At 63.4% G+C, this 25,007-nt stretch carries 24 protein-coding genes; 6 read left to right on the plus strand and 18 right to left on the minus strand.

Translation table 11 applies throughout. From position 1 onward, the window contains the following. Positions 1-16: 16 nt before the first annotated feature. Both ACVWVY_RS04950 and ACVWVY_RS04955 read right to left on the minus strand, forming a co-directional pair. Entirely contained in the window at positions 17-1,891 is a 1,875-nt protein-coding gene (locus tag ACVWVY_RS04950) for an adenine deaminase (RefSeq protein WP_456625327.1), read from the minus strand. A 16-nt stretch (positions 1,892-1,907) separates the two neighbouring features. Further along, positions 1,908-2,576, minus strand: coding sequence for a TetR/AcrR family transcriptional regulator (locus ACVWVY_RS04955; RefSeq protein ID WP_456625328.1), 669 nt, complete (start codon positions 2,574-2,576; stop codon positions 1,908-1,910). A gap of 68 nt (positions 2,577-2,644) precedes the next feature. Here ACVWVY_RS04955 and ACVWVY_RS04960 point away from each other — a divergent pair, with 68 nt between their 5' ends. Next, positions 2,645-2,872: a hypothetical protein gene (locus ACVWVY_RS04960; protein ID WP_456625329.1), complete on the plus strand. Its 228-nt coding sequence runs from the start codon at positions 2,645-2,647 to the stop codon at positions 2,870-2,872. Between the two features lie 309 nt (positions 2,873-3,181). Here ACVWVY_RS04960 and ACVWVY_RS04965 read toward each other — a convergent pair whose 3' ends face one another. After that, the gene (locus ACVWVY_RS04965) at positions 3,182-3,403 is read right to left on the minus strand and encodes a hypothetical protein (RefSeq protein WP_456625330.1); all 222 of its coding nucleotides are present in this window, start codon (positions 3,401-3,403) and stop codon (positions 3,182-3,184) included. A 575-nt stretch (positions 3,404-3,978) separates the two neighbouring features. Next, on the minus strand, positions 3,979-4,503 hold the full coding sequence (locus tag ACVWVY_RS04970) for a copper chaperone PCu(A)C (protein WP_456625331.1): 525 nt from the start codon (positions 4,501-4,503) through the stop codon (positions 3,979-3,981). A 389-nt stretch (positions 4,504-4,892) separates the two neighbouring features. Here ACVWVY_RS04970 and ACVWVY_RS04975 point away from each other — a divergent pair, with 389 nt between their 5' ends. Continuing rightward, complete coding sequence (locus ACVWVY_RS04975) at positions 4,893-5,993, plus strand: transporter (protein WP_456625332.1); 1,101 nt, start codon at positions 4,893-4,895, stop codon at positions 5,991-5,993. A 51-nt stretch (positions 5,994-6,044) separates the two neighbouring features. On the opposite strand, the gene ACVWVY_RS04980 is transcribed toward ACVWVY_RS04975, so the two are convergent. Further along, on the minus strand, positions 6,045-7,742 hold the full coding sequence (locus ACVWVY_RS04980) for a methyl-accepting chemotaxis protein (protein WP_456625333.1): 1,698 nt from the start codon (positions 7,740-7,742) through the stop codon (positions 6,045-6,047). A 213-nt stretch (positions 7,743-7,955) separates the two neighbouring features. On the opposite strand from ACVWVY_RS04980, the gene ACVWVY_RS04985 reads away from it, so the two are divergent. Next, positions 7,956-8,270 carry a hypothetical protein gene (locus ACVWVY_RS04985; RefSeq protein WP_426530037.1) on the plus strand — a complete coding sequence of 105 codons (315 nt, stop codon included), beginning with the start codon at positions 7,956-7,958 and terminating at the stop codon, positions 8,268-8,270. 15 nt (positions 8,271-8,285) lie between these two features. Here the strand turns inward: ACVWVY_RS04985 and ACVWVY_RS04990 are convergent, their stop codons facing one another. The 5 genes from ACVWVY_RS04990 to ACVWVY_RS05010 all read right to left on the minus strand — a co-directional run bounded on the left by ACVWVY_RS04990 (position 8,286) and on the right by ACVWVY_RS05010 (position 13,534). Continuing rightward, complete coding sequence (locus ACVWVY_RS04990; RefSeq protein ID WP_456632105.1) at positions 8,286-9,488, minus strand: serine hydrolase domain-containing protein; 1,203 nt, start codon at positions 9,486-9,488, stop codon at positions 8,286-8,288. A 91-nt stretch (positions 9,489-9,579) separates the two neighbouring features. Next, positions 9,580-10,221, minus strand: a complete 642-nt coding sequence (locus ACVWVY_RS04995; RefSeq protein WP_456625334.1) for an aspartate/glutamate racemase family protein — start codon at positions 10,219-10,221, stop codon at positions 9,580-9,582. A gap of 55 nt (positions 10,222-10,276) precedes the next feature. Next, positions 10,277-11,290: an amino acid ABC transporter substrate-binding protein gene (locus ACVWVY_RS05000; RefSeq protein ID WP_456625335.1), complete on the minus strand. Its 1,014-nt coding sequence runs from the start codon at positions 11,288-11,290 to the stop codon at positions 10,277-10,279. Between the two features lie 13 nt (positions 11,291-11,303). Continuing rightward, positions 11,304-12,653: an aspartate aminotransferase family protein gene (locus ACVWVY_RS05005; RefSeq protein WP_456625336.1), complete on the minus strand. Its 1,350-nt coding sequence runs from the start codon at positions 12,651-12,653 to the stop codon at positions 11,304-11,306. A gap of 5 nt (positions 12,654-12,658) precedes the next feature. Beyond that, on the minus strand, positions 12,659-13,534 hold the full coding sequence (locus ACVWVY_RS05010; RefSeq protein ID WP_456625337.1) for a MurR/RpiR family transcriptional regulator: 876 nt from the start codon (positions 13,532-13,534) through the stop codon (positions 12,659-12,661). 102 nt (positions 13,535-13,636) lie between these two features. Here ACVWVY_RS05010 and ACVWVY_RS05015 point away from each other — a divergent pair, with 102 nt between their 5' ends. Both ACVWVY_RS05015 and ACVWVY_RS05020 read left to right on the plus strand, forming a co-directional pair. Beyond that, on the plus strand, positions 13,637-14,824 hold the full coding sequence (locus tag ACVWVY_RS05015; protein ID WP_456625338.1) for an amino acid ABC transporter permease: 1,188 nt from the start codon (positions 13,637-13,639) through the stop codon (positions 14,822-14,824). 4 nt (positions 14,825-14,828) lie between these two features. After that, positions 14,829-15,950 carry an amino acid ABC transporter permease gene (locus tag ACVWVY_RS05020; protein WP_456625339.1) on the plus strand — a complete coding sequence of 374 codons (1,122 nt, stop codon included), beginning with the start codon at positions 14,829-14,831 and terminating at the stop codon, positions 15,948-15,950. Positions 15,951-16,012: 62 nt separating this feature from the next. On the opposite strand, the gene ACVWVY_RS05025 is transcribed toward ACVWVY_RS05020, so the two are convergent. From ACVWVY_RS05025 to ACVWVY_RS05035, 3 genes are all read right to left on the minus strand, one after another. Continuing rightward, the gene (locus ACVWVY_RS05025) at positions 16,013-18,139 is read right to left on the minus strand and encodes a methyl-accepting chemotaxis protein (RefSeq protein ID WP_456625340.1); all 2,127 of its coding nucleotides are present in this window, start codon (positions 18,137-18,139) and stop codon (positions 16,013-16,015) included. A 100-nt stretch (positions 18,140-18,239) separates the two neighbouring features. Continuing rightward, positions 18,240-19,265, minus strand: a complete 1,026-nt coding sequence (gene dctP, locus ACVWVY_RS05030; RefSeq protein ID WP_456625341.1) for a TRAP transporter substrate-binding protein DctP — start codon at positions 19,263-19,265, stop codon at positions 18,240-18,242. 255 nt (positions 19,266-19,520) lie between these two features. Continuing rightward, positions 19,521-19,763, minus strand: coding sequence for a hypothetical protein (locus ACVWVY_RS05035; RefSeq protein ID WP_456625342.1), 243 nt, complete (start codon positions 19,761-19,763; stop codon positions 19,521-19,523). Between the two features lie 522 nt (positions 19,764-20,285). Here ACVWVY_RS05035 and ACVWVY_RS05040 point away from each other — a divergent pair. Then, positions 20,286-22,553, plus strand: coding sequence for a patatin-like phospholipase family protein (locus ACVWVY_RS05040; RefSeq protein WP_456625343.1), 2,268 nt, complete (start codon positions 20,286-20,288; stop codon positions 22,551-22,553). A 12-nt stretch (positions 22,554-22,565) separates the two neighbouring features. On the opposite strand, the gene ACVWVY_RS05045 is transcribed toward ACVWVY_RS05040, so the two are convergent. The 5 genes from ACVWVY_RS05045 to ACVWVY_RS05065 form a co-directional block, all read right to left on the minus strand. Continuing rightward, complete coding sequence (locus ACVWVY_RS05045; protein ID WP_334512970.1) at positions 22,566-22,922, minus strand: DUF1428 domain-containing protein; 357 nt, start codon at positions 22,920-22,922, stop codon at positions 22,566-22,568. A gap of 28 nt (positions 22,923-22,950) precedes the next feature. Then, positions 22,951-23,691, minus strand: a complete 741-nt coding sequence (locus tag ACVWVY_RS05050) for a DUF899 domain-containing protein (RefSeq protein WP_456625344.1) — start codon at positions 23,689-23,691, stop codon at positions 22,951-22,953. Positions 23,692-23,715: 24 nt separating this feature from the next. Then, positions 23,716-24,177, minus strand: coding sequence for an SRPBCC family protein (locus tag ACVWVY_RS05055; protein ID WP_456632106.1), 462 nt, complete (start codon positions 24,175-24,177; stop codon positions 23,716-23,718). Continuing rightward, positions 24,060-24,527 carry an ArsR/SmtB family transcription factor gene (locus tag ACVWVY_RS05060; RefSeq protein WP_456625345.1) on the minus strand — a complete coding sequence of 156 codons (468 nt, stop codon included), beginning with the start codon at positions 24,525-24,527 and terminating at the stop codon, positions 24,060-24,062. Before ACVWVY_RS05060 ends, ACVWVY_RS05055 begins: the two co-directional genes overlap by 118 nt. Before the next feature lie 156 nt (positions 24,528-24,683). Further along, positions 24,684-24,926 (minus strand): DUF3551 domain-containing protein, encoded by a 243-nt coding sequence (locus ACVWVY_RS05065; protein ID WP_456632107.1) that lies wholly within the window; start codon positions 24,924-24,926, stop codon positions 24,684-24,686. Positions 24,927-25,007 lie beyond the last annotated feature (81 nt).

Genomic DNA, 25,007 nt, shown 5'->3' on the forward strand with positions numbered 1-25,007 from the left:
CCTCCGATCGTTGCCGTCACCAGACCACCGGGTGCGGTTGGCCTGTCTGAACGTTGATGAAGCCGAGCGGGGCCTGCTCGCATGGCGCGACCAGCACCCAACTCCACGGCGCACAGGTCAGGGTCGCGAACATCAACCGCTCCGGAAATCCCGGGTACCAGCGCGGCCGGAACGTCGGCTCGTACATCCAGTCCACCTTGCGTCCCTCGGCGTAGAGCGCCTGCATGTCGGCATCGAGCGCCTCGGCGGAACGGCAACTCATCAAGCCGCCGACCTCGAAGCGGACGGTGGCGGCGAGCTCGCCCTCGCGCACCAGCGCCCAGCCGCCCTGCATTTCGATGAGGGCATTGACAGCCTTGGCCATCGCGGCATCGGAGGAGCCGACGACCCAGATGTTGTGCTTGTCGTGCGCAACCGAGCAGGCGACCGCGGTCTCCGGCGTGCGCGGCCCGCAGCCGCGCCAGAACATCTTCGAGACGCGGCCCTCGCCGGAGAAGCGATCGACGATGGCGAATTTGGTGATGGCCTCGCTCTCGTCCCGCTGCACGGCGCCATCGCGCACCGGCAGCTCGAGGGTGTAGAAATCAGGATGCCAGTGGAATGGCCGGATCACCGCGGCCTTCATGGTGTCGCGACCGGGCTCCGCGGCAATCGCAAAGTCCTGCGGCTGGATCTTGCGATTGACGTTGACGGTTTTGGTCGCCCATTCCGGCCATCGAATCTCCGGAACCGCGCCGGTGTAGCGCGTGCCGTCCGACACCTGGGCGCCGTCGGCCCACACCTCGGCAATGGTGAGCTTGCCGACATCCGACAGCAGCACGACGTCGCCGAAGCGGCCAGGCGACAGGCTGCCGACATACGGGGTGAGGCGCATGTGACGCGCTGGATTGATGGTCAGGCACTGGATCGCGATCTCAGGCTGAAGGCCAGCTTCGATCGCGACCCGCGCATTGTGGTCGCTCGCGCCCGTTTCGAGCGTGTGGCTGGCGCTGCGATCGTCGGTCGTGAACGCGATCTGGGACCAGTCCTGCAGCCCCTTCGCCAGCAGCCAGGCGACGATCTCGGCCATGGCATAGACGCGCAATTCGACGAACAGGCCGCGCGTCAGCTTGTCCCAGGTTTCCTCCGGCGTCTGCACTTCATGGTCGGAGGCGAGCCCGGCGGCGGCAAAGGCGTTGATCGACGGCAGGTCGCGCAAGCCCGACGCATGCCCTTCGACGACACCGCGCGCCGCAAACGTCGCCTCGATCATGGCCCAGATCCGCGTGTAGGACGGGTTGTCCGGATTCCACACCGCGGGCCAATCCATCACTTCGTCGAGCCCGGTCACCATCAGGCTTTCGGCCATGAAGCGCGCCTGCTCCTCGCCGCCGTACCAGCCGCCGCCCCACTCATAGGCCGTGGGCGGCACCGCCGATCCGGGCTGCGGAAAGATTTTTAGCGGCGATCCACGTTTTCGCGCCTCGAACCAGAATTCGAGATTGCGCGCGCCGTTAACGTTGGAAAATTCGTGGCTGGCCTCACAGGTCCAGGTATTGCCGCGCGGCAGCACCAGCGCCGCTTCCCATTCCGGCGTCAGATGCGAGCTTTCGATGTGCTTGTGCACCTCGCCGAAACCCGGAACGGCCGCGAGATCCGCCCGGTGCACGCGCTCGCGGACCTCACCCTGATAGCTGCCCGCCGGCCCCACCCAGGCGATCCGGCGGCCCTTGAAAACGATCTCCTGATCCTCGCTCCAGCTGCGGCTGTGCACATCGAGCAGGCGCCCAACCCGCAAGGCGCGATCGGCCGGGCGGCGGCCGAGCGCCGTCAGTACCAGATCCTGGCGGATGCGAATCTCATCGGCCGCATCGATCAGCAGATCGTTCGGAATGTCGTTCAAGGCTGCCATGACTGTTGTCCTGCTGCTACGCCGGCGCTTTCGCGCCAGTTGTTCGCTTCCGCTGCGATCGGCCGCCCTTGCCGGAAGACAGTCGCGCCGCGGCCGCATCCCGCCGGCGGACATCCTTCAACAGCGTGGTCAGCGCCCACTCGATCGCATCGGCGATCTCCGCGCTGGACATGCCGAAATCCTCCCGCAGGGCACTCCAGGCCAGCACATTGTTGAGATAGGCCGCGAGCGCCTCGGCCTGGCGGACATCCTTCGGCTTCAAATGCCGGGCGAGAGGCGCCATCGCCTCGCGATGATGTTCGATCAGACGCTGCCGGAAGCCGGCCCGCACGGTGCGGCCGACGCGCGTCAGTGCGATAGCGCGCGCGAGGTGCGGATGACGATCGAAACTCCGGCACAACTTGCGAAAGATGCCGGGCAATTCGTCCGGCGACGTGAATGGAACGTAGCCGAAGACGTTGTTCTCGACCCATTCGCCCGCGGCCGCGAGAAGCTCCGCGCGGGTCTTGAAATGCCGGTAGATGGTGCGCTCGGCGACATTGGCACGCTTGGCGACCGCCGCCATCGACACATCGTCGGCCGCCTCGTCCTCGAGGGACTCGACAAAGGCGGCAACGATACGCTGGCGCGTCAGCGCGGCGTACTCGTCGCGCAGATCTGAGCTATGTCGTTTGACTGCACTCATGTCATAACTATGACATCGGCCGGCCTGGGACGGCAAGGCGAGATTTGAGGCATCGATGCCGCGAGACTGTGCGCGAGTGGCTGAAAGATCGGCGCGGCATCGGCGTTTTCAAGATCGCCCTGCCGGAAGCCGCCACCAGGCAGGCCATTCTCGATGCCTACGCAAAAGCAATCAGCGAAACACCCAGGCTAGAGCTGATCCTGCTCACCCATCTGAGCCATCGCACCGACGGTGGAGATCGGGACGCAGTGCCGGCCTTATGTACGGGCCGGCGTTCGCTTCGTGAGCAAGGATAGTTTCAGAGCGATGGCAAGCTTCGTGGGCTCGCCGGCGGTCATTGCGCCCTTCACGGACACTTCGCTGCTCGATCAGACCCTGGCCGAAGTCTCCGCCGGCTTCGACGTTTGGCAAGGCAACAATTTCAGTCTGCGCCTCAGCCATGACGCCGTTTCGGGAGCCACAGCACCGACAATGGCGGCGCCCTCGAATTGCGGGCGGCGTTCTGAGCGGCGGAGGCACGCTGGCTGTGGGCCGATCTCTCCCCACGCCGCCGCAATTCTTAATGAACTCCAGGCGCGCCCCTTTCCGGAGCGCCTGCCGTCAGTTCACGCCGCGTAGCTCGCCGAGTGGGTCGGGGCATTGCCTGACGCCGCGTAACAGAAAGCCTCATAATAGGCTTCCAACTCGGCGACGGCGCGATGCTCCCATTCCCTGGCTTGCGCCAGGAGCGAGCCGCTATGAAGCGGCCGGAAGGCCGCGGTTTGGCGGTACAACGACGCGATGGTGCGGTATCGGCGAACGTTTTCCATGATGGCCAGGCTGTTCATGCTCGGATCTCCCCATTCCTTTTCCCGGGCACGAATTTGCGACACAACGATTTTCGATTAGTTAGCGGGACTGGAAGAGAGAACGTGTGGTTTCCGAACCGTTGACGGCGGCCCCTCACGGGCGGACGCGGCGCAGCCCCTCGGAGTCCGAAAAGCGCGGCTGCTCTACTCGCCCGTGCGCGTTGTCTGCGGCGGGGTCGAAGAATTGCCGCTCGAACAGACAATGTTCGACAGGAAAAACGCGCCACCCCCATCAAGCTCCCATGCAGGCAGCAGCGTACGGGTACAATATGCCAGTCCGATCCCGAGCAGCGATGCGCACACGAGCGTGGCCGCGAACGGCCAGGCCGCTCGCCTCTGCGGTGATGATTGCAGGCTGGCCGGGGTGACGGCTGAGATTTGGTTCGGGCTGGACACTGGTCAGGATCCTGGCTGAGGAATGATGCGTTCGAGACCAGCCATCGCCGATCGCGACGGCCCGGGGTTGTTCGTCCGGCGCGCGACGCCGAACACGCGGCGACGCTCCTGCTTAGGGGTAGCGAGCCCTTTCCAGGCAGAGCACGCCAAGGCGCGCTCTAGTGGTGCTTGTGCTGCGCACTGGCACCAGCGACGCCACTGACGGCGGCTCCAGGATTTTCCTCGACGTTGTAGACGATCTCGACCGGCCCGGCCTTTTCGAACACCAGCGTGCCCTTGATCTTCTGGCCAATCTGGAATGGCTCCTTGAGGCCGAGCAGCACGATACGAAGCGAGCCGGGCTTGAGCTCTACGGTCTTGCCGGGCTTGATCTCGATGCCGTTCGCGAGCGGGCGTGTCTTCGTCATGCCGTCGACATCGACCACTTCGTGCACCTCGATCTGGCCCGCCGCGGGCGAGGTGCCTCCGATCAGGCGATCCGCGGTCTTTCCCTTGTTGGTGATGATGAGATAGCCGCCCGCAATGTTGGCGTCTTTCGGGGTCGGGCGCGACCAGGGGTGAGCGATGTCGAGGGCGCCGACCTTGAACTCGTGCGCGCGCGCCCCGCTCGTAATCAGCACTGCGGCTGCGACAAAAATGGCCGTTGTAATAAACACAAAGATATCTCTGACGATGGTTGTCATGATTGTCCTACTCCGATACGCGCGCTGGACCGTTAAGGCATTTAGAGAAACAATCAGACGCGATTACGGCCGGTGCTCGCCGCGATTGCGGCTGTCGCCGGACGTGATTGCGACCACCGTATCGAGGCGCGAGACAATCTGAAGTACAACCGGCAATGGGGCCGAGCCTCTCTCGCCATTCGCTTACCACGCGACAGCCACACCGATGCCGCGCTCGCGATATCGCCCTCGCTTTTCCGCTTCCCTTCCGTCGCGAGCAGGCCGCGCTTCTCGCACGATCCAGTCAATCTCGCGCCTGATTGCGATGGCTAATCGTCGGACATCAGTGAATGGGGGCGTATGTGTGTGCGTATCTTAAACGGCCCGCGGCCGGTGTCATTTCATCCTTCATGTTTTTTCTCGCAGCGCCTGCGGAGGCGCATCATCCCGGCGGCGGCGGCAATACCGGTAGCGGCGGGCCCATCAACACCATCTCGGCCGACACGCTTTCCGAAGGGCTGATCGCCGCATCGGTCCGCTACGAATTCATCCGCCTGGGCCAGCTCAGCGACGCCGACCTGCTCGCCGCCGCAGCCAAGGGCACGCATGCGCATTCGATCCGCTCGATCGACGCCATCTCGATTTCGGCCGCCTACGGCATCACCAATGACTTCACCGTTGGCGTTCGCGCCGCCGGCGTCCGCCGCTCGGGTATCAGCGAACCCGGGGAAGACATGCTGAGCGGCGGCCATATGGGCATGATGAATACGAGCGACATGAGCAGCCTGATGAGTCCCGACGGCATCAACCGGCGCGGCAATTCGGCAGGCTTCGGCGACGTGACCATGCTCGGGCAATACCGCTTCCACAACAACGCGCAGACCGGAACGTCAGCCGCCGTGCTGTTCGGCTTCAAGGCGCCGACCGGCAGCACCAGCCAGCGCGACAACTTCGGCCAGCTGTTCGAAGCCGAATTTCAGCCGGGCTCGGGCTCGTGGGACGGCCTGTTCGGCGCCGCCTTCACCAAGCGCACGGGCCGCTGGTCGTTCGACGTGAGCGGCCTCTATTATCTGATCAGCACCGGCACGCAGAACACCAATCTCGGCGACCGCTTCCTGTTCGGCACCGCCGTGTCGTATCGCCTGGTCGGCGCCACCGGCTCGACGAAAGAAACGGAGTTGCACGAATACTGCATGCAGCCCCGCAACCAGCTGCAGGAGCACTGTCTCTATCACGCCAATCACGACCACAGCGACATGAAGAAGACGCCCTACACGCTCGACCTCGTTCTCGAGCTCAATGGCGAATGGCACGACAAGCAGAAGATCGCCGGCATTGCGGATCCCAATTCGGGCGGCACCACGGTCTATCTCTCACCCGGCGTGCGCGTGGGCTTCGATCGCTTCTCGGGCTTCGTCTCCGTCGGCGTGCCGGTCATCAACCAGCACAACGGCATTCAGTCCAAGCCCGATTTTCGCGTGCTCACGGGAATCGGCGCGCGGCTGAATTAGCGCTGTGCGCCTTTGGCCGGGCATGACGAGCAAGCTCACGCCTGCCGCGCGTCACGCCGCGCGGATATTGCCGAGGAATTTTCCGGTTTCGGTTTCGAGTTGCTCGGATTGCGAGGTGAGCTGGGCTGCTGCATTCAACACGAGGGTCGCGGCAGCGTTGACCTTGCTCGACGCTTCGCGGACGCCCGTGATGTTTTGCATCACCTCCTGGGCGCCTTGTGCCGCCTGCTGCACGCTGCGGGCAATCTCGTTGGTCGCAGCGCCCTGCTCTTCGACGGCTGCGGCAATGGAGCCGGTGATTTCATTCATCTGCCCGATCGTGGTGCCGATTTCGCGGATGGCGTTGACCGTCGAGCCGGTCGCATCGCGAATTTCCTGGATCTGGCTGGTGATTTCGTCGGTGGCCTTGGCGGTTTGCGACGACAGCGCCTTGACCTCGTTGGCGACGACGGCAAACCCCCTGCCGGCCTCGCCGGCCCGGGCGGCCTCGATGGTGGCGTTCAGAGCCAAAAGGTTGGTCTGTCCCGCAATGGTCTGGATCAGCGCCATGACCTCGCCGATCTTTTGGGAGGCCTCGACCAGGCGTCCGACCATGGCCTCGGTCCGGCCGGCCTGCCCGACCGCGTTCTGGGCAATGGACGAAGACTGGGTGACCTGGCGCGAGATCTCCTGGATCGAGGACGACAGCTCCTCCGCCGAGGCCGCAACGGTCTGAACGTTCGCCGCGGTCTGCTCGGCCGCGGCCGCGACCTTGGCGCTCTGATCCGTCGTCCCCACCGCGATCGTGGACATCGACGACGCCGAATCCTGCAGCTCGTCGGCGGCGGTGGCGGTGCCCCGGATCACCCCGCCGATGCTGCGCTCGAAATCGTCGGCGATGCGGGCGAGATCCGTCCGCCGCTCCTCGGCGGAACGGACCTTCATCGCTTCCTGCTCGGTGCGGAACCGCGTCGTTTCAACCAAATGATCCCTGAAGACCTGCAGGCTTCGTGCAATCCGGCCGACCTCGTTGGTCTGGTCGACGAACGGAATGTCGACTGCAAGATTGCCCTTGGCCAGTTCGTCCATGACCGCGCAGGTTCTGTTGAGGGGGCCGACCAGGCCGCGGCCAAGCCAGAACGCCGCGAATGCCGCGATGGCAAGCCCGGCCAATCCGGCGATCCCGGCCCACATCATCCGGCGAAAGACCACGGCGTCGATATCGTCGACATAGGCGCCGGCCTGAAGCGCGAGAGCCTTATCGCCCGTGCCAAAGGCCCCGACATAAGAGAGCTTGCGAAGTTCGTCGCCACCGGCCGACCGCGGCGCCAGATATTCGACAAAGCCACCCCCGGCGCGCGCGGTACGCACGATGTCCTGGATCAGTAGCTTGCCGCTCTTGTCCTTGAAGTCCCAACGGTTGACGTTGATGTATTTCGGATTGGCATGGACGTAAGTGACACCCGCATCCGAGCTGCCCGTCCCGTAGACGCCGATATAGTCCGAATATTCACCCCAGCGCATGGAACTGATCGCGGCGAAGGCCATCTGGCGGGCCTTGTCCGGCTCGATCCTGCCGGCCTTGGCCTCGCCTTCATAGTGGGCGAGAATTTTCGTCGCCGCTTCGACGAAACCGCGAACCGTGGTGCGCCGCTCGTCGAGCGTCGCATCGCGCAACACCAGGATCTGCAAGGCGGAGACGGCGAACAGCACCATTGTCAGCGCCGCAATGATCATCGCAAAACGCTGATAGACGGTGAGGTTGCGCATGCCACTGGCCTTCCTGTTGGTTGAAGATTCGTACCAATACAACGTTAATCGATTGTTATCGGGTTGCGCGGATGGTCCGCAGCGTCCGATCGCGAGAATCGGCGCTTGAAATGACCGCGCCGCGGCGACACAATGGCGCCCATCCTTCCAACAAGACGCGCCAATGATCCCCGCACCGTGCGGAATCGCATGGCGCGCTAAGAGTGACCCATAATGGCTGAAGCCGATCTCGACATTTTCATCCGGCAAATCGCAAAAGCGCAGAACAAGAGCCTGATGGCCGCCGTCAAGAAACGGCGCGACCAGATCATGGCCCGCGCGGCCAAGGCCAAGGACAAGGAGACCCGGAACCAGTTCCGGCTGATCGCCAAGAGCACGATGGAGCTTGGCGCGGCCGCGGCCAAGCGGCTGCAGAATTCGGCGCAAAACACTGCCGATAGTTACGCCCGGGCGATCCGGAACGCGGCCGAGGAAGCCGCGGCTGCTGCGAAGGCGGCGAAAAAGCCTGCCAAGAAGAAGGACGATTGAAGCGGCCGCTTGCGCTCAGGCGGCCCGATGGGCACGGTAAACGCCGCGCTCGAATAGACGATAGACATCAAGCGCGCGGCGGTCGGCGAACGGCAATATCTGCATCATGACCACCCCTGCGACACGCGACGCCGGGTCGATCCAATAGTAGGTATTGTAAAGCCCGGCCCATGTCAGGCTGCCTGCCCTGCGCCCATCAGGCACAGGATCGATGTTGATCATATCGCCAAGCCCCCACCGCAGCCGGACTCCCGGGAAGAAATCGACGTTCTCGGACAACGCCGGATTTGTTGTCTTGAGAATTCCGGCGTCAAGGTTACCGATTTGATTGGTGGACATCAGCGCAACCGTCTGCGGCCGCAGGATGCTCTTCCCGGCAAGTGCGCCGCCATTCAACAGCGCCTGCAGCAAAGTCAGATAATCCGGCGCTGTGGAATAGATGCCACCCCCACCAGAAATCACTTTCGGTTCCGTTCGTCGTACCAAAGGCTGCGGCACCAGCGCCCCGTCCGCCTTGCGCAAATGCAGACTTGCCTGGCGGGCGCGCTGCTTCTCGGTGAGCGAGAAAGCCGTGTCGTTCATCCCGAGTGGACCCAGGATGTGATCGCGAAAATAGCGATCCAGACTTTGCCCGCTGACGATTTCAACGAGCCGGCCGACCCGGTCGAGACTGGCGCCATAGGCCCACCTGGTACCCGGATCGAACATCAGCGGCGTACGCGGCAGCGCCGGATCGTTGCGAGACGCTTTGCCGTAGCGAACGACATTCGTGTCCCAAAGCTGATAGCTAAGCCCGGATGTGTGCGTCAACAGATGGCGCAGCGTGACAGGCTTTCGCGCGGCGCGCAGTTGCGGGGCTCCTTGCGCATCGAAACCATCGAGAACCTGAGGCGACCCGAGCGTCGGATCAATTCCTGCCGCCCGCTCATCCAATTTGAGTTTGTCCCGCTCGACGAGCTGCAGCGCCGCGACGGATGTCAGCAATTTGGTCATTGACGCGATACTGAACACCGTGTCGGCCGACATCCTGGCAGCCGTGCCCCTGCTTCTCGCGCCGAATGCGCCCTGATAGATCACCGAGTGCTCGGTTGCGGCCATGGCGACAACGCCCGGTACGTCTGCCGCATCGACCCGAGCCTGCAGAATGGCGTCGATTTCCCCGCCATGGGACGGCGTGCGCAGCGGAGCAGCACGGCCGGGAATGGCCGCGCCTGACATCAGGCCTGCCGCGGCGACGGCTGCCGTTCGCAACAACGTATCGCGTCGACTGAACCGCACTGTCATCGCGCTCCCTCAACGCCTGGAACCTCTAAGTGCGGCCGGCGGCAAGCATTCCCTTCAATTTCATTACCGCGCTGTCGGGCGTCGTCAGCACCGGCCGCCCGGTTGCCTCGGCGACCCGTTCCGCCGCGGGCGCCATGCTGTATTGCGCCAGCGCGATCAGGTCGCAATCGCGCAAATCTTTTGAAGCTTCGACGACCAAACGATCATGCGTCGCGCGGTCGCCGCGATCGAGCGCGGCCATCGCGCCCTCCGCCAGTTTCGGCACCAGTTCGATCGACAGCGGAAACTCCGGCGGCATCGACGCCAATGTCGGGGGAAACGTCGACAATAAACCGATCTTGCGGCCCTTTGCGATGGCCTGCTCGATCATCGCTTCGTTGGGCTTGAGCACCGGCATCGGCGCGTGCGCACGGGCAACCGCTTCGATGCACGGGCCGAAGGCCGAACACGTGAACAGGATGGCATCCGAACCGGTGCCGGCCGCGTAGCGCCCGAGCCGGAGGAAGCGCTCGGTCATGGCGTCGGTGAGCCCGCCATCCCGCGCCAGATCGGCCGACAGGCTGTCGTCGAGCAGATTCATCAAACGGGCGTCCGGCCAAAGCCGGGCGAAGGAGGCCTCGATCGGCACGATCGAATGTTTCAGGGCATGGACCAGGGTAATGCGCATGCGGATCAGTCTGGCTGCGGCGCGGCTGGTGTCAACCCGCGCCGCCGCGTGATTATTATTTGAACGGCAGGGCGTACATCAGGCCGCCCTTGTTCCAGGTCGCGTTCAGGCCGCGATCGAGCTTCAGCGGGCTCGCCTTGCCGACATTGCGCTCAAAAATCTCGCCGTAATTGCCGCCCACCTTGATTGCCTGCAGCATCCATTTGTTGTCGAGGCCGAGCCGCGATCCGAGATCGCCTGAGGTGCCGAGCAGCCGCTGGATGGCCGGAACGCCGCTGGACTTCGCCATCTCGTCGGCATTGCCGGCTGTGACGCCGAGTTCTTCTGCCTCGATCAATCCGTAATGCAGCCAGGCAATGATGTCGGTCCACACCTCGTCGCCGTTGCGGGTGAACGGCCCGAGCGGCTCCTTGCTGATGGTTTGCGGGAGGACAACATAGTCCGCGGGGTTTGAGGCCGCCGTGGTCACGGCGCCCGCCAGCGCCGATGCGTCCTGGGTCATGGCATCGCAGCGCCCGCCGAAAAAGGTTTGGTACATGGTGTCGGTGCGGTCGAACACCAGCGGCTTCCATTCGATCCCGTTGGCGCGGCCGTAATCGCCGAGCGTGACCTCATGAGTCGTGCCCTGCGCAACGCACACGGTGGCGCCGTTCAGGCCCTTGATGTCCTTCACGCCGGCGTCGGCGCGCACGACAAAGCCCTGGCCGTCGTAAAAATTGACCGGGCCCTGACGCAGCCCGAGCGTCGTGCCGCGCAGATAGGTCTGGGTCGAGTTGCGATAGAGCACGTCGATTTCGCCCGATTGCAGGGCGGTAAAGCGGTTCTGCGCTGTCAGCGCGACGTATCGCACTTTTGTGGCATCTCCGAGCACGCCGGCCGCCAAGGCGCGGCAATAGTCGACGTCGAGCCCCTTGTAGTTGCCTTGCGAGTCCGGCGTCGAGAAGCCGGCAAAACCGGCGCTGACGCCGCACACCAGCGTGCCGCGCTGTTTAACGGTGTCCAGCGCAGCGGCCTGCACCGTCAGGTATGACGCGGCGAGCAAGCCTGTAGCGATCAAAATCCTCTTCATACTGCTCCTCCTGCTAATGACCCACACTCTTCAAGGCTACGTCGACCGCCTGGCCCAGCCTGTCGACGATCGTGTCGATATCATCTGATGTCGCGATATAGGGCGGCGCGAGCAGGACGTGATCGCCGCTGCGGCCATCCATGCATCCGCCCGCGGGATAACAGCCGAGCCCGCCTTCGAACGCGACCGCCTTGACGCGCTGGTTCAATTTCAGCGCCGGATCGAACGGCGCGCGGGTGGCACGGTCGGCGACGAGTTCGATGGCCTGGAACAGGCCGCGGCCCCTGATGTCACCGACATGCCGGTGATTGCCAAAACGCTCGGTCAGCCGCCGCTCGAGTTGAGCGCCGAGAATCTTGACCCTGTCGAGCAATTGCTCGTCCTCGATCACCCGCTGTACCTCGAGCGCCGCGGCACAGGCGAGCGGGTGCGCCAGATAGGTGTGGCCGTGCTGGAACGCGCCCGAACCATCGCGGACGGCATCGACGATACGCCCGCTCGCAAGCATGGCGCCGATCGGCTGATAACCGCCGCCGAGCCCCTTGGCGATCGCCTGGATATCGGGCGCGATGCCTTCCTGCTCCCAGGCGTGGCGCGTACCGGTGCGGCCCATGCCGCACATCACCTCGTCGAGGATGAGGAGTACGCCGTGCCGGTCGCAGATCTCGCGGACGGCGCGGAAATATCCCTCCGGGGCCGGCACGCAGCCGGCGGTCGCGCCCACGACAGGCTCGGCGATGAACGCCGCCACGTTCTCCGGGCCGAGACGTTGGAATTCCGCCTCAAGCTCGGCCGCAAGGCGGGCGACGAAATCCACCTCGGATTCGCTGTCGCGTTTTTCGTGATAGGCGAACGCCGGCGTCACATGGCTGAAGGCCGAAGAGAGCAGCGGCGCATAGGGCTCGCGGCGCCAGGCGTTGCCGCCGGCGGCCAGCGCTCCGAGCGTATTGCCGTGATAGCTCTGGCGGCGCGCGATGAAGTGCCGGCGTTGCGGCTGGCCTATCTCGATAAAATACTGCCGCGCCAGCTTGATGCCGGCTTCGATCGCTTCCGAACCGCCGCTGACGAAGTAAGCGTAGCCCAGCCCGCCAGGCTCATGGCCGACGAGATTGTCGGCCAACGCTTCGGCCGGCTCCGATGAGAAGAAGCTGGTATGGGCATAAGCGAGCTTCGACGCCTGCCGGGACATTGCCTCGATCACGCGCGGGTGCTGGTGGCCCAAACAGGAGACGGCCGCGCCGCCGGACGCATCCAGAATCCGGCGGCCATCCTCACCCATCAGCCAGATGCCCTCGCCGCCAATCGCCTTGGGAGGGGTTTCACGCAGGCTTCGATGCAGCACCCGGCTCTTGCTGATGCTCATGACGGTCAATCCTTCTCGGCAACATACTGCGACATCGCGGCCAGCCGGCCTTCGGTCTCCTCGAGGCGCCGCCTTGCGCTCGCGCCGCCCAGCACGAAGGTGACCGCGGCCAGCGATTGCGCAATCGCAATGGCGCCGGTCAGGCTCGGGAAGAATCCAGGTGATGCGGCGGCTTCATAGAGCAGCAGATGGTCGGCGCCCTCCGCCATCGGCGCGTTGATCGCGTCCGTAATCGCGACCAGCGTGGCGCCGGAATCATGCGCCGCGCGCGCCGACAGCACGCTGGCCCTGGAATAGGGCGCAAAGCCGATGACCACGACCGCATCGCTGCGCTGGAAGGCGCCGAGGTCGAGATCTTCCGGTCCGGAGCCACCGACCAGTTGCACTTCGCCGGAGCGAAACAGGCGAAGCTGATAATTGAGCAGTTCGGCCACGCTGCGGCAGCTTCGAAAGCCGGCGATCCAGATGCGCTGCGCGGCATGCAAGGCCTTGGCGGCTTCGGCCACGGAATCCGTGGAAATGCGCGCAAGGCCTGCTGCCTCTGCTTCCAGCTTGTCGGCGACCAGCGATATTTCGGTGTGCGGCCCTTTGCGGCCAGCGCGGGTGCGGGCCGAAAACGGCTGGGCTGGCGCCGGCCGGCGCGCCTCGGTCAACGCGGCGCGCAACTCGTCCCATCCGGAATAGCCCAACGCCTTCGCCAGACGCGTGAAGGAAGCCGGATCGGCGCCGGCCTCGGCGGCCAGATCGCGCATCGAACGCGTGGTGGCGTCGTAATCATTGGCGGCAACGAAGCGCCCGACATGCTGCAGCCGCGCCGGAAGCGACGGCAGGGCACTGCACAGTTCATTGAGCGGCGAGGACTTCGGTTGCGGCTGCGCCATGAAACATATGTTGCACATATCCTATTTTGGTGCAACATTTGAAACGCGTTCCCCTAAGGACGCATGGCCGAAGATCGCTGTTGCCAGAAGGATCCTTGTGCTGTGACGACATCCACGCCCGACCTCCCACGCCGCAGGCGGCTGCGTTTCTCGCTGAACCGCCAGCAGATCATCGGCCTTCTCTGGCAGGTCGCGGTGGTCGGGATCGCGGTCGCTATCGTCGCCTTCCTGTGGTCGAACGCCCTGCACAATCTCTCGGTACGCCGGATCTCGACAGGCTTCGCCTTTCTCGGCCGCGAAGCCGGGATGCCGATCGCCGACACCTGGCTCGCCTACAGCCCGAAGGACCCTTACGTCCGCGCCTTCATCGTCGGCATCGTCAATACGCTGCGCGTCGCTGTCATCGGCATCGTGCTGGCCACCGTGATAGGCACACTGGTCGGCGTCGCGCGGCTGTCGTCGAACTGGCTGCTGTCGCGGCTGGCCGCCGTCTATGTCGAACTGCTGCGCGACATTCCCCTGCTGCTGCAACTGCTGTTCTGGTACGTGCTGATGCAGGGATTGCCGGCGGCGCGTGGCGCATGGAAGCCGATCGAGGGCGTGTTTCTTTCCAACCGGGGACTGGTGCTGCCATCCGTCCCGATCGCGGAAGCAAATCTTTGGGTGATCGCGGCTGTCATCGCCGGGCTGATCACGCTCTATCTGCTGCGGCGGCAACTGATGGCGCGGCAGATGGCGGACGGCAAGGTGCGTCAGCTCTGGCCGTACGCGCTGGCCCTGCTCGTGGCATTGCCGGCACTGGTGTCGTTCGGGCTCGGCGCATCATGGACCATCACGCTGCCGGAGCTGCGCGGATTCAATTTCGTCGGCGGGCTGACGCTGGCGCCGGAATATTTCGCGCTGCTGATCGCGCTCGTCACCTACACATCGGCCTTCATCGCCGAGATCGTCCGCAGCGGCATCCAGGCCGTCCCCAGAGGACAATGGGACGCCGCCAACGCGCTCGGCCTGCGCCGGAGTTTTGTACTTCAGCGCATCGTGTTGCCGCAGGCGCTGCGCGTCATCATTCCGCCGATGACCAGCCAGTACCTCAACCTCACCAAGAATTCCTCGCTGGCGGTTGCGGTCGGCTACCAGGACGTAGTGTCGATCGCCAACACGACGCTGAACCAGACCGGTCAGGCGATCGAGGCCATCGCGCTCATCATGATGGTGTTTCTCACGATCAGCCTCGGCATCAGCCTGTTCATGAACTGGTACAATGCGCGCATCGCGCTGGTGGAGCGCTGATCCCATGACATCGATATCGGACGCACCGCAAAATCCGCTGCCGTTCAGCAGCGCGCGATCGCGCAAGGTCCCGGGCGGGCGCGTCATCCGCTGGCTGCGCACGAATCTTTTCGCCTCGGTCACGTCCTCGGTGATCTCCCTGCTGCTGATCACACTGCTCGGCAAGGCGCTGGTGAGCCTCGTGCAATGGGGCTACTGGAATGCGATCTGGTCGGTGCCCGGCGATCAGACCGGCGCCTGCCGGTCGATCCGCGGGCTCGGGGCCTGCTGGGCGGTGATCCCCGAAAAATACCGTTTCATCCTGTTCGGCACCTATCCGTTCAACGAGCAATGGCGGCCGGCGCTGGTGTGCCTGACCTTCATTGCACTGTTCTATGTATCGAGCCGGCGGAGCTGGTGGCGCAAGGAACTGGTGGCGGTGTGGGCGGCCGCACTGATGCTGATCGGCGTGCTGATGTGGGGCGGCATCGCAGGACTAACCTATGTGTCGCAGGACCGTTGGGGCGGTCTGCCGGTGACGCTGATCCTGGCAACGTTCGGGCTCGCCTTCGGTTTTCCGCTCGGCATCGTCGTGGCGCTGGGCCGCCGCTCAAAACTTCCCGCGATCCGCTCGCTCTGCGTGCTCTATGTCGAACTGATCCGCGGCGTTCCCTTGATCAGCCTGCTGTTCATGGCCAGCGTGATGTTTCCGCTGTTCATGCCCGACGGCGTCAACATCGATAAATTGCTGCGGGCACAGATCGCGTTTGTGCTGTACGCGGGCGCGTATCTCGCCGAAGTCGTCCGCGGCGGGCTGCAGGCCATTCCGAGAGGGCAGCACGACGCCGCCGACGCGCTCGGGCTTTCCTATTGGAAGAAGAATGGCCTGATCATCCTGCCGCAGGCGATCCGCCACGTCATCCCGCCGCTGGTGAACACGTTCATCGCCTTCTTCAAGGATACCAGCCTGGTGCTGATCATCGGCATCTTCGACCTGCTGACGACGGCGAAGACCTCGATCATCGATCCCGCCTGGCAGCCGTTCAGCATCGAAGTCTACGTGTTCGTAGGGCTGATCTATTTCGTGTTCTGCTTTGCGATGTCGCGCTACAGCCGCAGCCTGGAGGCGCAGGCACGGCCGGGCTGACGGCGGATCTGCCCTGAACGGCAACACCCAAACACGGCGCCGGGAACGCTGTCCGGGGCGGCTTACGCGGCCTTGATGCGGGCCAGGAAGCGGCCGACTTCGTTGCTGAGTGCTTCCGACTCCGCCGCCAGTCCGTCGGAGGATTGCAGAACATCGGATGCCGTCTCGCCGGTCTGGTTGGCCGCGTTCGAGACGCCGACGATGTTATTGGAGACGTTCTGCGTGCCGGAGGCCGCCTGCTGGATGTTGCGTGCGATCTCCGCCGTCGCCGCCCCCTGCTCTTCGACCGCGGCAGCGACAGTCGTGGCGATCTCCGACATCTTGTCGATGATCTGGCCGATCCCCTTGATGGTATCCACCGCTTCCTGGGTCGAGCCTTGAATGGCGGAGACCTGCGCGGTGATGCCTTCGGTGGCGCGCGCCGTTTGCGTGGCGAGGCTCTTGACCTCGGAAGCAACGACGGCAAATCCCTTGCCGGCCTCGCCCGCGCGCGCGGCCTCGATGGTCGCGTTCAGCGCCAGCAGGTTGGTCTGCGCAGCGATCGTGTTGATCAACCCGACCACTTCGCCGATACGGTTGGCCGCGTTGGCAAGCTCGGTGACCGTGACTTCGCTCTTTGCCACCTGTTCCACGGCCTCGGCAGCGATCCGCGTGGATTCGCCGACCTGGCGGGAAATCTCGCTGATCGAACTCGAAAGCTCTTCGGTCGCCGACGCCACCGTCTGAACATTCGCGGCAGCCTGCTCCGAAGCGGACGCGACGGCGCCGGTCTGTTCCTTGGCTTGGGCTGCGACCTTCGACATCTTCTCCGCCGACCCTTTCATGCGCGAGGCGGCGGTGAACACCGCGGACAACGCGCTGGTCGCGCCGTCATTGAACTCGCGCGTCAACTGATCGATCAGCGCGGCCTGCCGCTGCTTCGCCTCCTGCTCGGCGGCCTTTTCGGCAGCAGCAGCATCGGCCTGGACGATGCCTTCGCGGAACACCGCAAGCGCTTTCGCCATCTGGCCGATCTCATCGCCGCCGCGCTTGGTGTCGACTTCGGCGGAGAGGTCACCGCCTGCGAGCCGCGTCATGGTCTTCTCCAGGCCGACCAGCCGCGCCACCAGATTGCGGCCGATATAGAACCAGACGAACAAGGCGGCGCCGGCGACGCTGAACGCTGCGATCATCAGCATCACGAAGGTCCCGAAACTGATCGCCTCGTCGGAACGGTCGGTGGCTTCCTTGGTCTTGTTGGTGACCGCCTTGACCTGGCCCGCGACTTCCTTCGCAAGTTCGTCGGTCAGGCCGCGCGTCTCATCCAGCAACTTCTGCCCAAGCTGGCTGGCGACGAGTTCCTTGCGGCGCGTCTCGAAGATCGTCTCGCCCGAGCCGAGTTTCAGCCAGGCTTCCCCCGCCTTGGGCAGGCCTTCGGTCGGTTGCAGGGTATTGACGATATCGAGTTTCTCTTCGACCTTGGCCGACATCGCCTTGAAATTCTTCTCCAGCGCTGTAACGCTTTCGGCATTCGGCGCGACCGCCGCGCGGTCCAACAGGCTCGACGCCAGGTTGACGTAGCCGACGAGGTCGGCGAAGCCCTGCGACACCGGCACCTGGGTCGAAACCAGCTTGAGCAGCGTCATCATCGTCTGGTTGGCATCGCCGCCAAGAGTCATCGACACCATGGTGATGTCGGCCTGGGCCTTTTCACCGGCCGGAAGCAGCACGTCGTTAAGCTTGGTCTGGGTATTCTGGGCCGCCTTCACGATCTCTTCGCCACGGGCGCTGAGCTTGAGACGATCATCGACCGCCCCGTCGAGCGCGCCGAGCTTGCTGTTCATCGCCACAATCAACTTCTTCAGCCGATCGATCGCCTCCCGATCGGACTGGTTGCGGGCAATGTCGTCAAGCCGCTTCGCGATGCCGTCCTGACGTGCCTTCAGCGCGGTCATTTCCTGCTGCCGCTGTCCTTGCGATTTCGCCGCCAGCAACGTCGGCGCCGAACCTGCCAGCGCCTGGGTATCTGTTTGCAAGCCCAGCGTCTCGACAATCTCCGGAATGTTGCGACCGGCGACACCATGGAAGAGATCGCGAACCTGCGAGAACATCAGCCAGGCGGCGGCGCCGGCGATAACCGTGGTTCCCGATACCGCAGCGAAAGCGAAGAAAAGCTTGGCCCGGATGCCGAGTTTGCGAGCTGATGTCACGGTCTGTTTCCTCAATTCTTGAGCGCTATTGAGCATGATCTTGTTCGGAAAGCCGGTGCCCACTTTTCGCTAACGCGGCCGTACCGGTCCGGATCATGATCTACCTGGTGGCAACCTTGTATTGCTGGATCAATTCCCTGGCGCGCGTGTAGAGCCGCTCGCCGTCAATGCCGAGCTTTGCCATGTTGGTTTTCCATTCCGCCACGGCCGGTGCGGTAACCCGCTGCAACTCGGCGCGCTGCTCGTCGCTGAAGGAGAGCACGGTGAAGCGCGAATCTGTCTCCATCTTCTTCTTGGTGGCAGCTTCCAGCGCCTCGCGGATGCGCGCGTTGCCCATCGCCAGATCGGAAGAGTGCTTTTCGATGATCTTCTTGAGGTCGTCGGGCATCGCGTCCCATTTGGCGCGATTCATGACGATCATCAGCGCCGGCGCAGCCAGCCGCGCATCGACGACGACGCTAAGCTGATCGGACAGAAACTTGCCGGCGGCGCCCTTGGTCGTGGTGGCGGAATCCCAGCCATAGGCGATGGCGTCGACATAGCCGCTGGCGATGGTGTCGCCGATCATGTTGATGGGAACGCCAAGCGGCACCGCGCCGAGCTTGGCCAGCGCCACGCCGACGGTCGTGCTCGGCGTGCGCATGCGCAGGCCGCGGAAATCCTTGACCGACTGGATCTTCTTGCCGGTGGTAAAGATCGGATAAGGCGGCAGCACATAGAGGCCAAGCACCTTTACCGACGCGTAGTCCTTGTCGAGCAGGCCCTCCTTGTAGAGCGACATCATCGCCGAGGTGCCCGCGATCGAGTTATCGAACATAAAGGGCAGTTCCATCACCGACGACTGCGGAAAGCGGCCGGGGTGGTAACCCTGCACGGTCGCCGCCATTTCGATGCTTCCCTTCTCGACCATCGTGAACAGTTCGGCCGGCTTGCCATATCCGCCAAGCGGTTTGAGCGCCACTTCGATGCGCCCGCCGGATTCCTCCTCGATGGCCTTCCCGAACGGCAGCAGGATCTGTTCGTAGACCAGGGAGTTTTCGATGTTGATGGCTCCGAAGCGCAGCACCACGTCAGCGGCGAAGGCAGGAGCGGAGAGGAGAACGAGGCCAAGCAGGGCTGTGGCCACGGATGGCATCCTGGTGCGGGAGAACATTCTGTTTCCTTGATCACCGTCAGTTGTCGAGTTTCAGCTCGCAGCACCTGTCGGTCGCATGGGCGGGTCCTTGACGGCGTCAACCTACCTTTGGCGAATTAATCGCGGGTAAACCCTGCCTGACGCAGGCTCCGTTCAAAATGCGGGCCTCCTCCCGCTGAACGGAATGATGGTCATCATTCTCTCCGCGAGGCCGCGATCGAACCTGAAAATCCGGCGAGCGCGTCGTCAGCGCCGCCGGGCCTTGAAGCGATGACCGACGACGATCAGCGCCGCACGCGGGCGCTCGGCGCTCTCGCCTTCCGGGTCGCACGGTCCGGCTTCAGCCAGCCGGTTGTCCTGCGTCACCGCCTCGAGCGCACGCAGGAAATCCCGCCCCTCGGCGGTGATTTGCCAGCCGTCGCGATCGCAAAGCACATGGCCGCTGGCGAGAATATCGATGGATTGAACCCGTCCGGCGAGACGCCTCATCCGCGCGCTCCACTCAGGACCGCTGGTGGCGAGAATGGCAATGTCTCTCTTGAGTGAATCTGTTGTCGCTCTGCCGCTGTCGTGACTGGCCAAAACTTTTAGAATAGTAACCTGTATACTCACACCCTGCGCCTCGGACCGCCACACGCTTCTTGTTGTTCTGGCAGTCGGTGAGCACTGAATATTTCGTTGTGGGGGTGGACGTCCACCGGCCGCGGCCAGTTATCCGCAGGCTTGAAGCGAACGTCACTGCCTGGCCGGCGGTCTCGCCATTTTGCGTCGCGAGACGCACAGACGGCCTTCGAAGTTTTTAGACCGACGAGACCCGGCATGGTTGACCACGCCGCATCGGTTGAACTATTCTTTCACGCAATTACAGCGCTTCTCGTCATTTGAACAAACATTGCTCCCGCTCCGCGTTTGAAGTGGCGGACGCCGTTTCTTGTTACTGTTTAGCAGAGACCGCCATCGTTCCGCGTATTTTATCGGATGCCTCGCAATTTCAGATCAGGATAGAACGCCATGAATTTCTTTCAGGCACCAATGCAATCGTTCACCGACTGGCTCGGACATGTCATCGAATGCATCAAGGATTTCTACCGTCCGCTCGAAGATCTTCGAATCATCGTCATATCCTTGTTGGCAGGCGGGTTCGCCTTGCTCTATCTCGATCAGGGCCGCGATGTCATTCGCGGTTTGGTCGATTCCGCCAACGCTGTCATCAGCAACTGGCCGCTAAAAGGCGAAATCCTGCGTGAAGTCCTGCCGATCATCTGGCGATGGCTTGCGTTCATGCTGGCCTGTGCCTGGTCGGGGATCAACGCCTGGTACTGGGCCAATCTCCTGTACAAGACCGGCGACAAGGGCGACCAGCAGCAACCGCGCTGGTTTCTCTTCGCGCGCCGTGGCTTCGGCGTGTTGCCATTGCTGGCCGCGGTCGTCGCAATGCCGCTCAGCGCACGTCATGGCATCTCGGACACATGGCTCGGGATGCTATGCTTTGCGGCCGCAGCGGGGCTCCTGCTGTGGTTCTTCGCCTACCGAACCACCTGGTTCACTGCAGAAAACGCCCCGAAGACGTACAAGGAGGTCGATCGCGGCAAAAATCTGGTTCAGGGCGACGTCTGGTTTGTCCGCACGACGATCGCGGTATCATTGCTGACCTTCGTATTGCTTCTGATCCCGCGCTGGCGCACCGAGTTTGCCTGGATCGTCGGCCCGGCGGCCCTTGCCTACGGCGCCATCGGCTGCATCATTCCGCTCACCAGCTACCTGATCGCGAAGACCCGCAGCCAGAATATTCCGGTCATCATACTCGGTGGTCTGGCGTTCGTGCTTTTCAGCCTGGTCAACGACAATCACCGGGTACGCGCGCTTGATGTGGCGATGGATAGCGCCAAACGGCCAGGCGTCGAGGACGCGTTGCGGCGCTGGGAGAAGGACCGCAAGCCCGACGAACCGCTCATTCTCGTCGCAGCCGCTGGCGGCGCTTCGCGCGCCGCCTACTGGACCGGAACCGTGTTGCGCGCCCTCGACAATCGCAGCAATGGCCAGTTCTCCGACCATGTGTTTGCGATCAGCAGTGTGTCCGGCGGCGCGCTCGGCGCCATCGGCTATGCGGCATGGCTGGCCGACCGTCCGATGGAGAGTGAGGCGCAGCCTGGCGCCGCGAACGCGCGGCTGAATTTCGTCCAGACCTTCTTCGGACAAGACTATCTCGGGCCGGCGGTCGGCGCCCTGTTGTTTCCGGACATGATCCAACGCTTCCTGCCCGCACCGCTGCTTCCGGACCGCGCCACGTCCCTGGAAGAAGCCTTTGAACTCGGCTGGGAGCAAAGTGCCAAACAATGCAAGCAGGAACCCTGCCCCAAGCCGACCCGGCTTGCCGACGAGTATACCGAGATATGGAGCAAGTCGCGGCTACACGGGGACGGCGGCCGATGGGTCCCGATCGTGCTCGCGAACGGAACCCATGTCGAAAGCGGCAAACGGATCATCACTGCGCCGGTGAAAATAGAGCCATCGGTGTTCGAGGACACCTATGATTTCTATAAACTCGCGCCGGCTCCGATCCGCGCCTCGACCGCCGTATTGAACTCGGCCCGCTTTACCGTCGTCAGCCCCCCCGGCCGGCTCGTGAACGGCGACAAGATCACCGGACGCATTATCGACGGCGGCTACTTCGAGAATGGCGGCATGGAGACGGTTTACGATCTCGCACGCTACTTGCGCCGCATCATGCAACCGCAGCGTCGCATCATCGTCGTAGAGATCCTGAACGACGACACCATGCGTGATGAAGATCTCGCTCGACACGAGGGAACCGCACTCGTTTCGGTCGAGGAACCCAAATCACAGTCGCGCTCGCCGTTGCTTCTGGAAGTGACCTCGGTCATCGGCGGCCTCTACCATACCCGTAGCGCGCGCGGCGTACTGGGTGCCAAGCGGATATCCGATGAGTCGGCTTCGGGGCTCGGCAACGCCAGGCTCTACTCATTCGATCTCAGGCCCTTGAAAAGCAACTGGTACACTGCAATGAGCTGGGCGCTCTCCCAGGGAACGCGCGACGCCATGGACGTCGCCATCAACACGACGACGGACCAGATCGAACATTTTCTGGACGAACGGAACTACGCACCGGGCATGAGGCGGACGTTGACGGACGACCTTCTTACCGCCGCTGCCAACCTGCATGAAAACAACAATCAGCTTGATGCCGTGCTCAACGAGCTCAAGGCCAATGTCAAATCGCAGGGAGAAGACCCGGTGATCCCTGCCAAGCGAAAATAGTTCCAGCGGCGACTATACCTTCACCAGGCTCTCGAAGCCGCCGTAGATCAGCCGCTTGCCGTCGAACGGCGGCGGCCCGTCCGTCATCTCTTTGAGCCGCGGATCCGCCATCACCTTGGCGTTGATCTTGTCGCGCTGGGCGCGCGACTTGTAGGTGATCCAAGCGAACACGACCGTTTCGCCCGGCTTCAGTTTGACGCTGCGCGGGAACGAGGTGAGCTTGCCTACCTTGACGTCATCGGCGACCCATTCGCGATAATCCAGCGCGCCGTATTCGCGCCAGACCTTGCCGCACTTCTTTGAAAGGCGGACGTAAGCTTCGAGCTTTTTCTTCGGTACGGCAACGATGAAGCCATCGACGTAAGGCATGGGGGAATTTTCCTCTTTTTCTCCGGCGTCATTGCGAGCCATGACAACAGGATGCCTGAACCGGCGCTGGCTGGTATTGGTCACGTAGCCGCACCCAGTCCATCGGATAGGGCAGGCCTTCCTCATGACGCCCGAGCGGGGTCAGGTCGAGGTAGTGATAGGCGGCGTTCATCATGTCGAGGCCGCGCGAGTAGCAGGAATAGGTGTGGAAGATGTTGCCGGCCTGATCGCGATAGAACACGCTGATTCCGGGCGCTTCCTCGCTTCCGAACGGGGTGGTTCCGAAATTGTAGTTGCCGCCTCTCTCGATTTGTTCCGGCGTGAACGAAACGCCGTAATCGTAGTTGAACGCGTTAGCGCCTGACGACAGCCAATCGAACGTCCAGCCCATCCGCTGCTTGAACGCGGTGAGCTTTGGCAACGGCGCGCGGGAGATCGCGACCATCGTGGTGTCGCGGGCGGCAAGGTGCGGGATCATGCGCTCGAAGCCGTCGGCCCAGAACGAGCAGCTCTTGCAGGCATCGTTCCAATCAGGCGCGAACATGACGTGCTGCACCACGAGCTGGCTGCGTCCCTTGAACAGGTCGGCCAGCGACACCTTTCCATCAGGCCCGTCGAACACATAATCCTTCTCGACCTTGACCCATGGCAGCGCGCGGCGCTCCTCGGCTAGGCGCTCGCGTGCTTGGGTGTATTCCTTCTCATGCGCGAGGTGAGTCTTGCGGGCGGCGATCCATTCCTCGCGGGAGACGATAGTGTGCGGTTGCATGGGCGGCTCCTGTGTTCAGGCCAACTAGCTTTCCAGGTAGCTTTCGAGTTTGGCCAAAAGTTCCGTCCATCCGCGCTCGTGATTGTCGCGGGCCGCCACATCGGCGAACTGTTCGTGGAGGAACGTGAGCAGCGTACCGCTGCCTTCCGGCTTCATCGAAACCGTCACCAGCGATTCCCGCTCCGGCGTGGAATGCCACGCCCAGCTGAAAACCAGCCGCTGGTTCGGAACGACCTCGCGGTAGACGCCGCCGACCTCGTTATACGTGCCCTTGGCGTTGAAGCTGATGCGGTAGCGGCCGCCGACGTGCAGATCGATATCGGCCTTGACCGAGCCCTCCTCAACCGATCCGGGTCCGAACCACTGTACTAGCTTTTGCGGGTCGGCCCACGCGGCGTAGACTTTTTCGGGCGCCGCGTTGAGCCGGCGCTTGAGCGTGAGGCTGGGGCGCTCGGCGGGCTCGGCATCGCGGGCGTTTGACTTGATAGGGCTTGACTGGGCGGCCATGGGTCTTCCTCCACAAAAGCGGCAAGGCGGTCGAGAGCGTCGGACCAGAAGCGCTGGTAGCGATTGAGCCAGTCCATCGCCTGCTCCATCGGCTGGGCAGTCAACCGGCATGCGACCGTGCGGCCGGTCTTTTCGCGCGCGATCAGGCCGGCGTCTGACAGCACATCGAGATGCTTCATGATCGCGGGCAGCGACATCGAGAACGGCTGCGCCAGCTCACTGACCGAAAGACTTTCACGATCGCCGAGCCGCGCCAGCAGCGCGCGCCGAGTCGGATCGGCAAGTGCGGCAAAGGTGCGGTCCAGAATCTGCTCTTGATACTTAACCATATGGTTTAGTATAGACGCAAAAGAAACGCCGTCAAGCCGGCGTTTGCGTCACGAAGTCGAGAGTTGTGGCAGCGGAGGGATGAATGGCCGGATCATTCCGCGCAATAGCGTTCGCGCGTCGGTCCGGCCATCCCGAGAAAAATTCGCGAGCCTCGATCAATAGTCCCGATAAACCCGCATCCGCCGCTGCTGTCCGAAGGCAACGCGCGGATTGATATTGCAGTAGGCCGCCCGTCCGGACGCCGACGCCATGCACTGGTTATAGCTGGTGTACGAGCAGTCGCCGGGGATGCCGACGCCCCGGCCCTGGAGGCAATAGGGATAATCGTACGCCGCCGCCGGCGAGCTACCCGCCACCGTGGTGACTGTCGCCGCCGACAGCGCCAATATCGCTAACATTGCATTGCGCATCTTCGATCTCCTTCACGTGACGCAACAGCCGCGTCGCCTTTTCGATAAAACACCGCGGCCGCGCCAATG

This window comes from Bradyrhizobium sp. URHC0002 (assembly GCF_054059515.1).

Bases quoted from the DNA above. Each gene is read 5' to 3' on its own strand.
- ACVWVY_RS04995 (WP_456625334.1), bottom strand. From the start codon at position 10,221: ATGCGCATTACCCTGGTCCATGCCCTGAAACATTCGATCGTGCCGATC.
- ACVWVY_RS04970 (WP_456625331.1), bottom strand. From the start codon at position 4,503: ATGACAACCATCGTCAGAGATATCTTTGTGTTTATTACAACGGCCATT.
- ACVWVY_RS05020 (WP_456625339.1), top strand. From the start codon at position 14,829: ATGACATCGATATCGGACGCACCGCAAAATCCGCTGCCGTTCAGCAGC.
- ACVWVY_RS05010 (WP_456625337.1), bottom strand. From the start codon at position 13,534: ATGGCGCAGCCGCAACCGAAGTCCTCGCCGCTCAATGAACTGTGCAGT.
- ACVWVY_RS05035 (WP_456625342.1), bottom strand. From the start codon at position 19,763: ATGAGGCGTCTCGCCGGACGGGTTCAATCCATCGATATTCTCGCCAGC.
- ACVWVY_RS05005 (WP_456625336.1), bottom strand. From the start codon at position 12,653: ATGAGCATCAGCAAGAGCCGGGTGCTGCATCGAAGCCTGCGTGAAACC.
- ACVWVY_RS04975 (WP_456625332.1), top strand. From the start codon at position 4,893: ATGTTTTTTCTCGCAGCGCCTGCGGAGGCGCATCATCCCGGCGGCGGC.
- ACVWVY_RS04990 (WP_456632105.1), bottom strand. From the start codon at position 9,488: ATGTCAGGCGCGGCCATTCCCGGCCGTGCTGCTCCGCTGCGCACGCCG.
- ACVWVY_RS05000 (WP_456625335.1), bottom strand. From the start codon at position 11,290: ATGAAGAGGATTTTGATCGCTACAGGCTTGCTCGCCGCGTCATACCTG.
- ACVWVY_RS05065 (WP_456632107.1), bottom strand. From the start codon at position 24,926: ATGTTAGCGATATTGGCGCTGTCGGCGGCGACAGTCACCACGGTGGCG.
- ACVWVY_RS04955 (WP_456625328.1), bottom strand. From the start codon at position 2,576: ATGAGTGCAGTCAAACGACATAGCTCAGATCTGCGCGACGAGTACGCC.
- ACVWVY_RS04965 (WP_456625330.1), bottom strand. From the start codon at position 3,403: ATGAACAGCCTGGCCATCATGGAAAACGTTCGCCGATACCGCACCATC.
- ACVWVY_RS04985 (WP_426530037.1), top strand. From the start codon at position 7,956: ATGGCTGAAGCCGATCTCGACATTTTCATCCGGCAAATCGCAAAAGCG.
- ACVWVY_RS04980 (WP_456625333.1), bottom strand. From the start codon at position 7,742: ATGCGCAACCTCACCGTCTATCAGCGTTTTGCGATGATCATTGCGGCG.
- ACVWVY_RS04950 (WP_456625327.1), bottom strand. From the start codon at position 1,891: ATGGCAGCCTTGAACGACATTCCGAACGATCTGCTGATCGATGCGGCC.
- ACVWVY_RS05060 (WP_456625345.1), bottom strand. From the start codon at position 24,527: ATGGTTAAGTATCAAGAGCAGATTCTGGACCGCACCTTTGCCGCACTT.
- ACVWVY_RS05040 (WP_456625343.1), top strand. From the start codon at position 20,286: ATGAATTTCTTTCAGGCACCAATGCAATCGTTCACCGACTGGCTCGGA.
- ACVWVY_RS05045 (WP_334512970.1), bottom strand. From the start codon at position 22,922: ATGCCTTACGTCGATGGCTTCATCGTTGCCGTACCGAAGAAAAAGCTC.
- ACVWVY_RS05050 (WP_456625344.1), bottom strand. From the start codon at position 23,691: ATGCAACCGCACACTATCGTCTCCCGCGAGGAATGGATCGCCGCCCGC.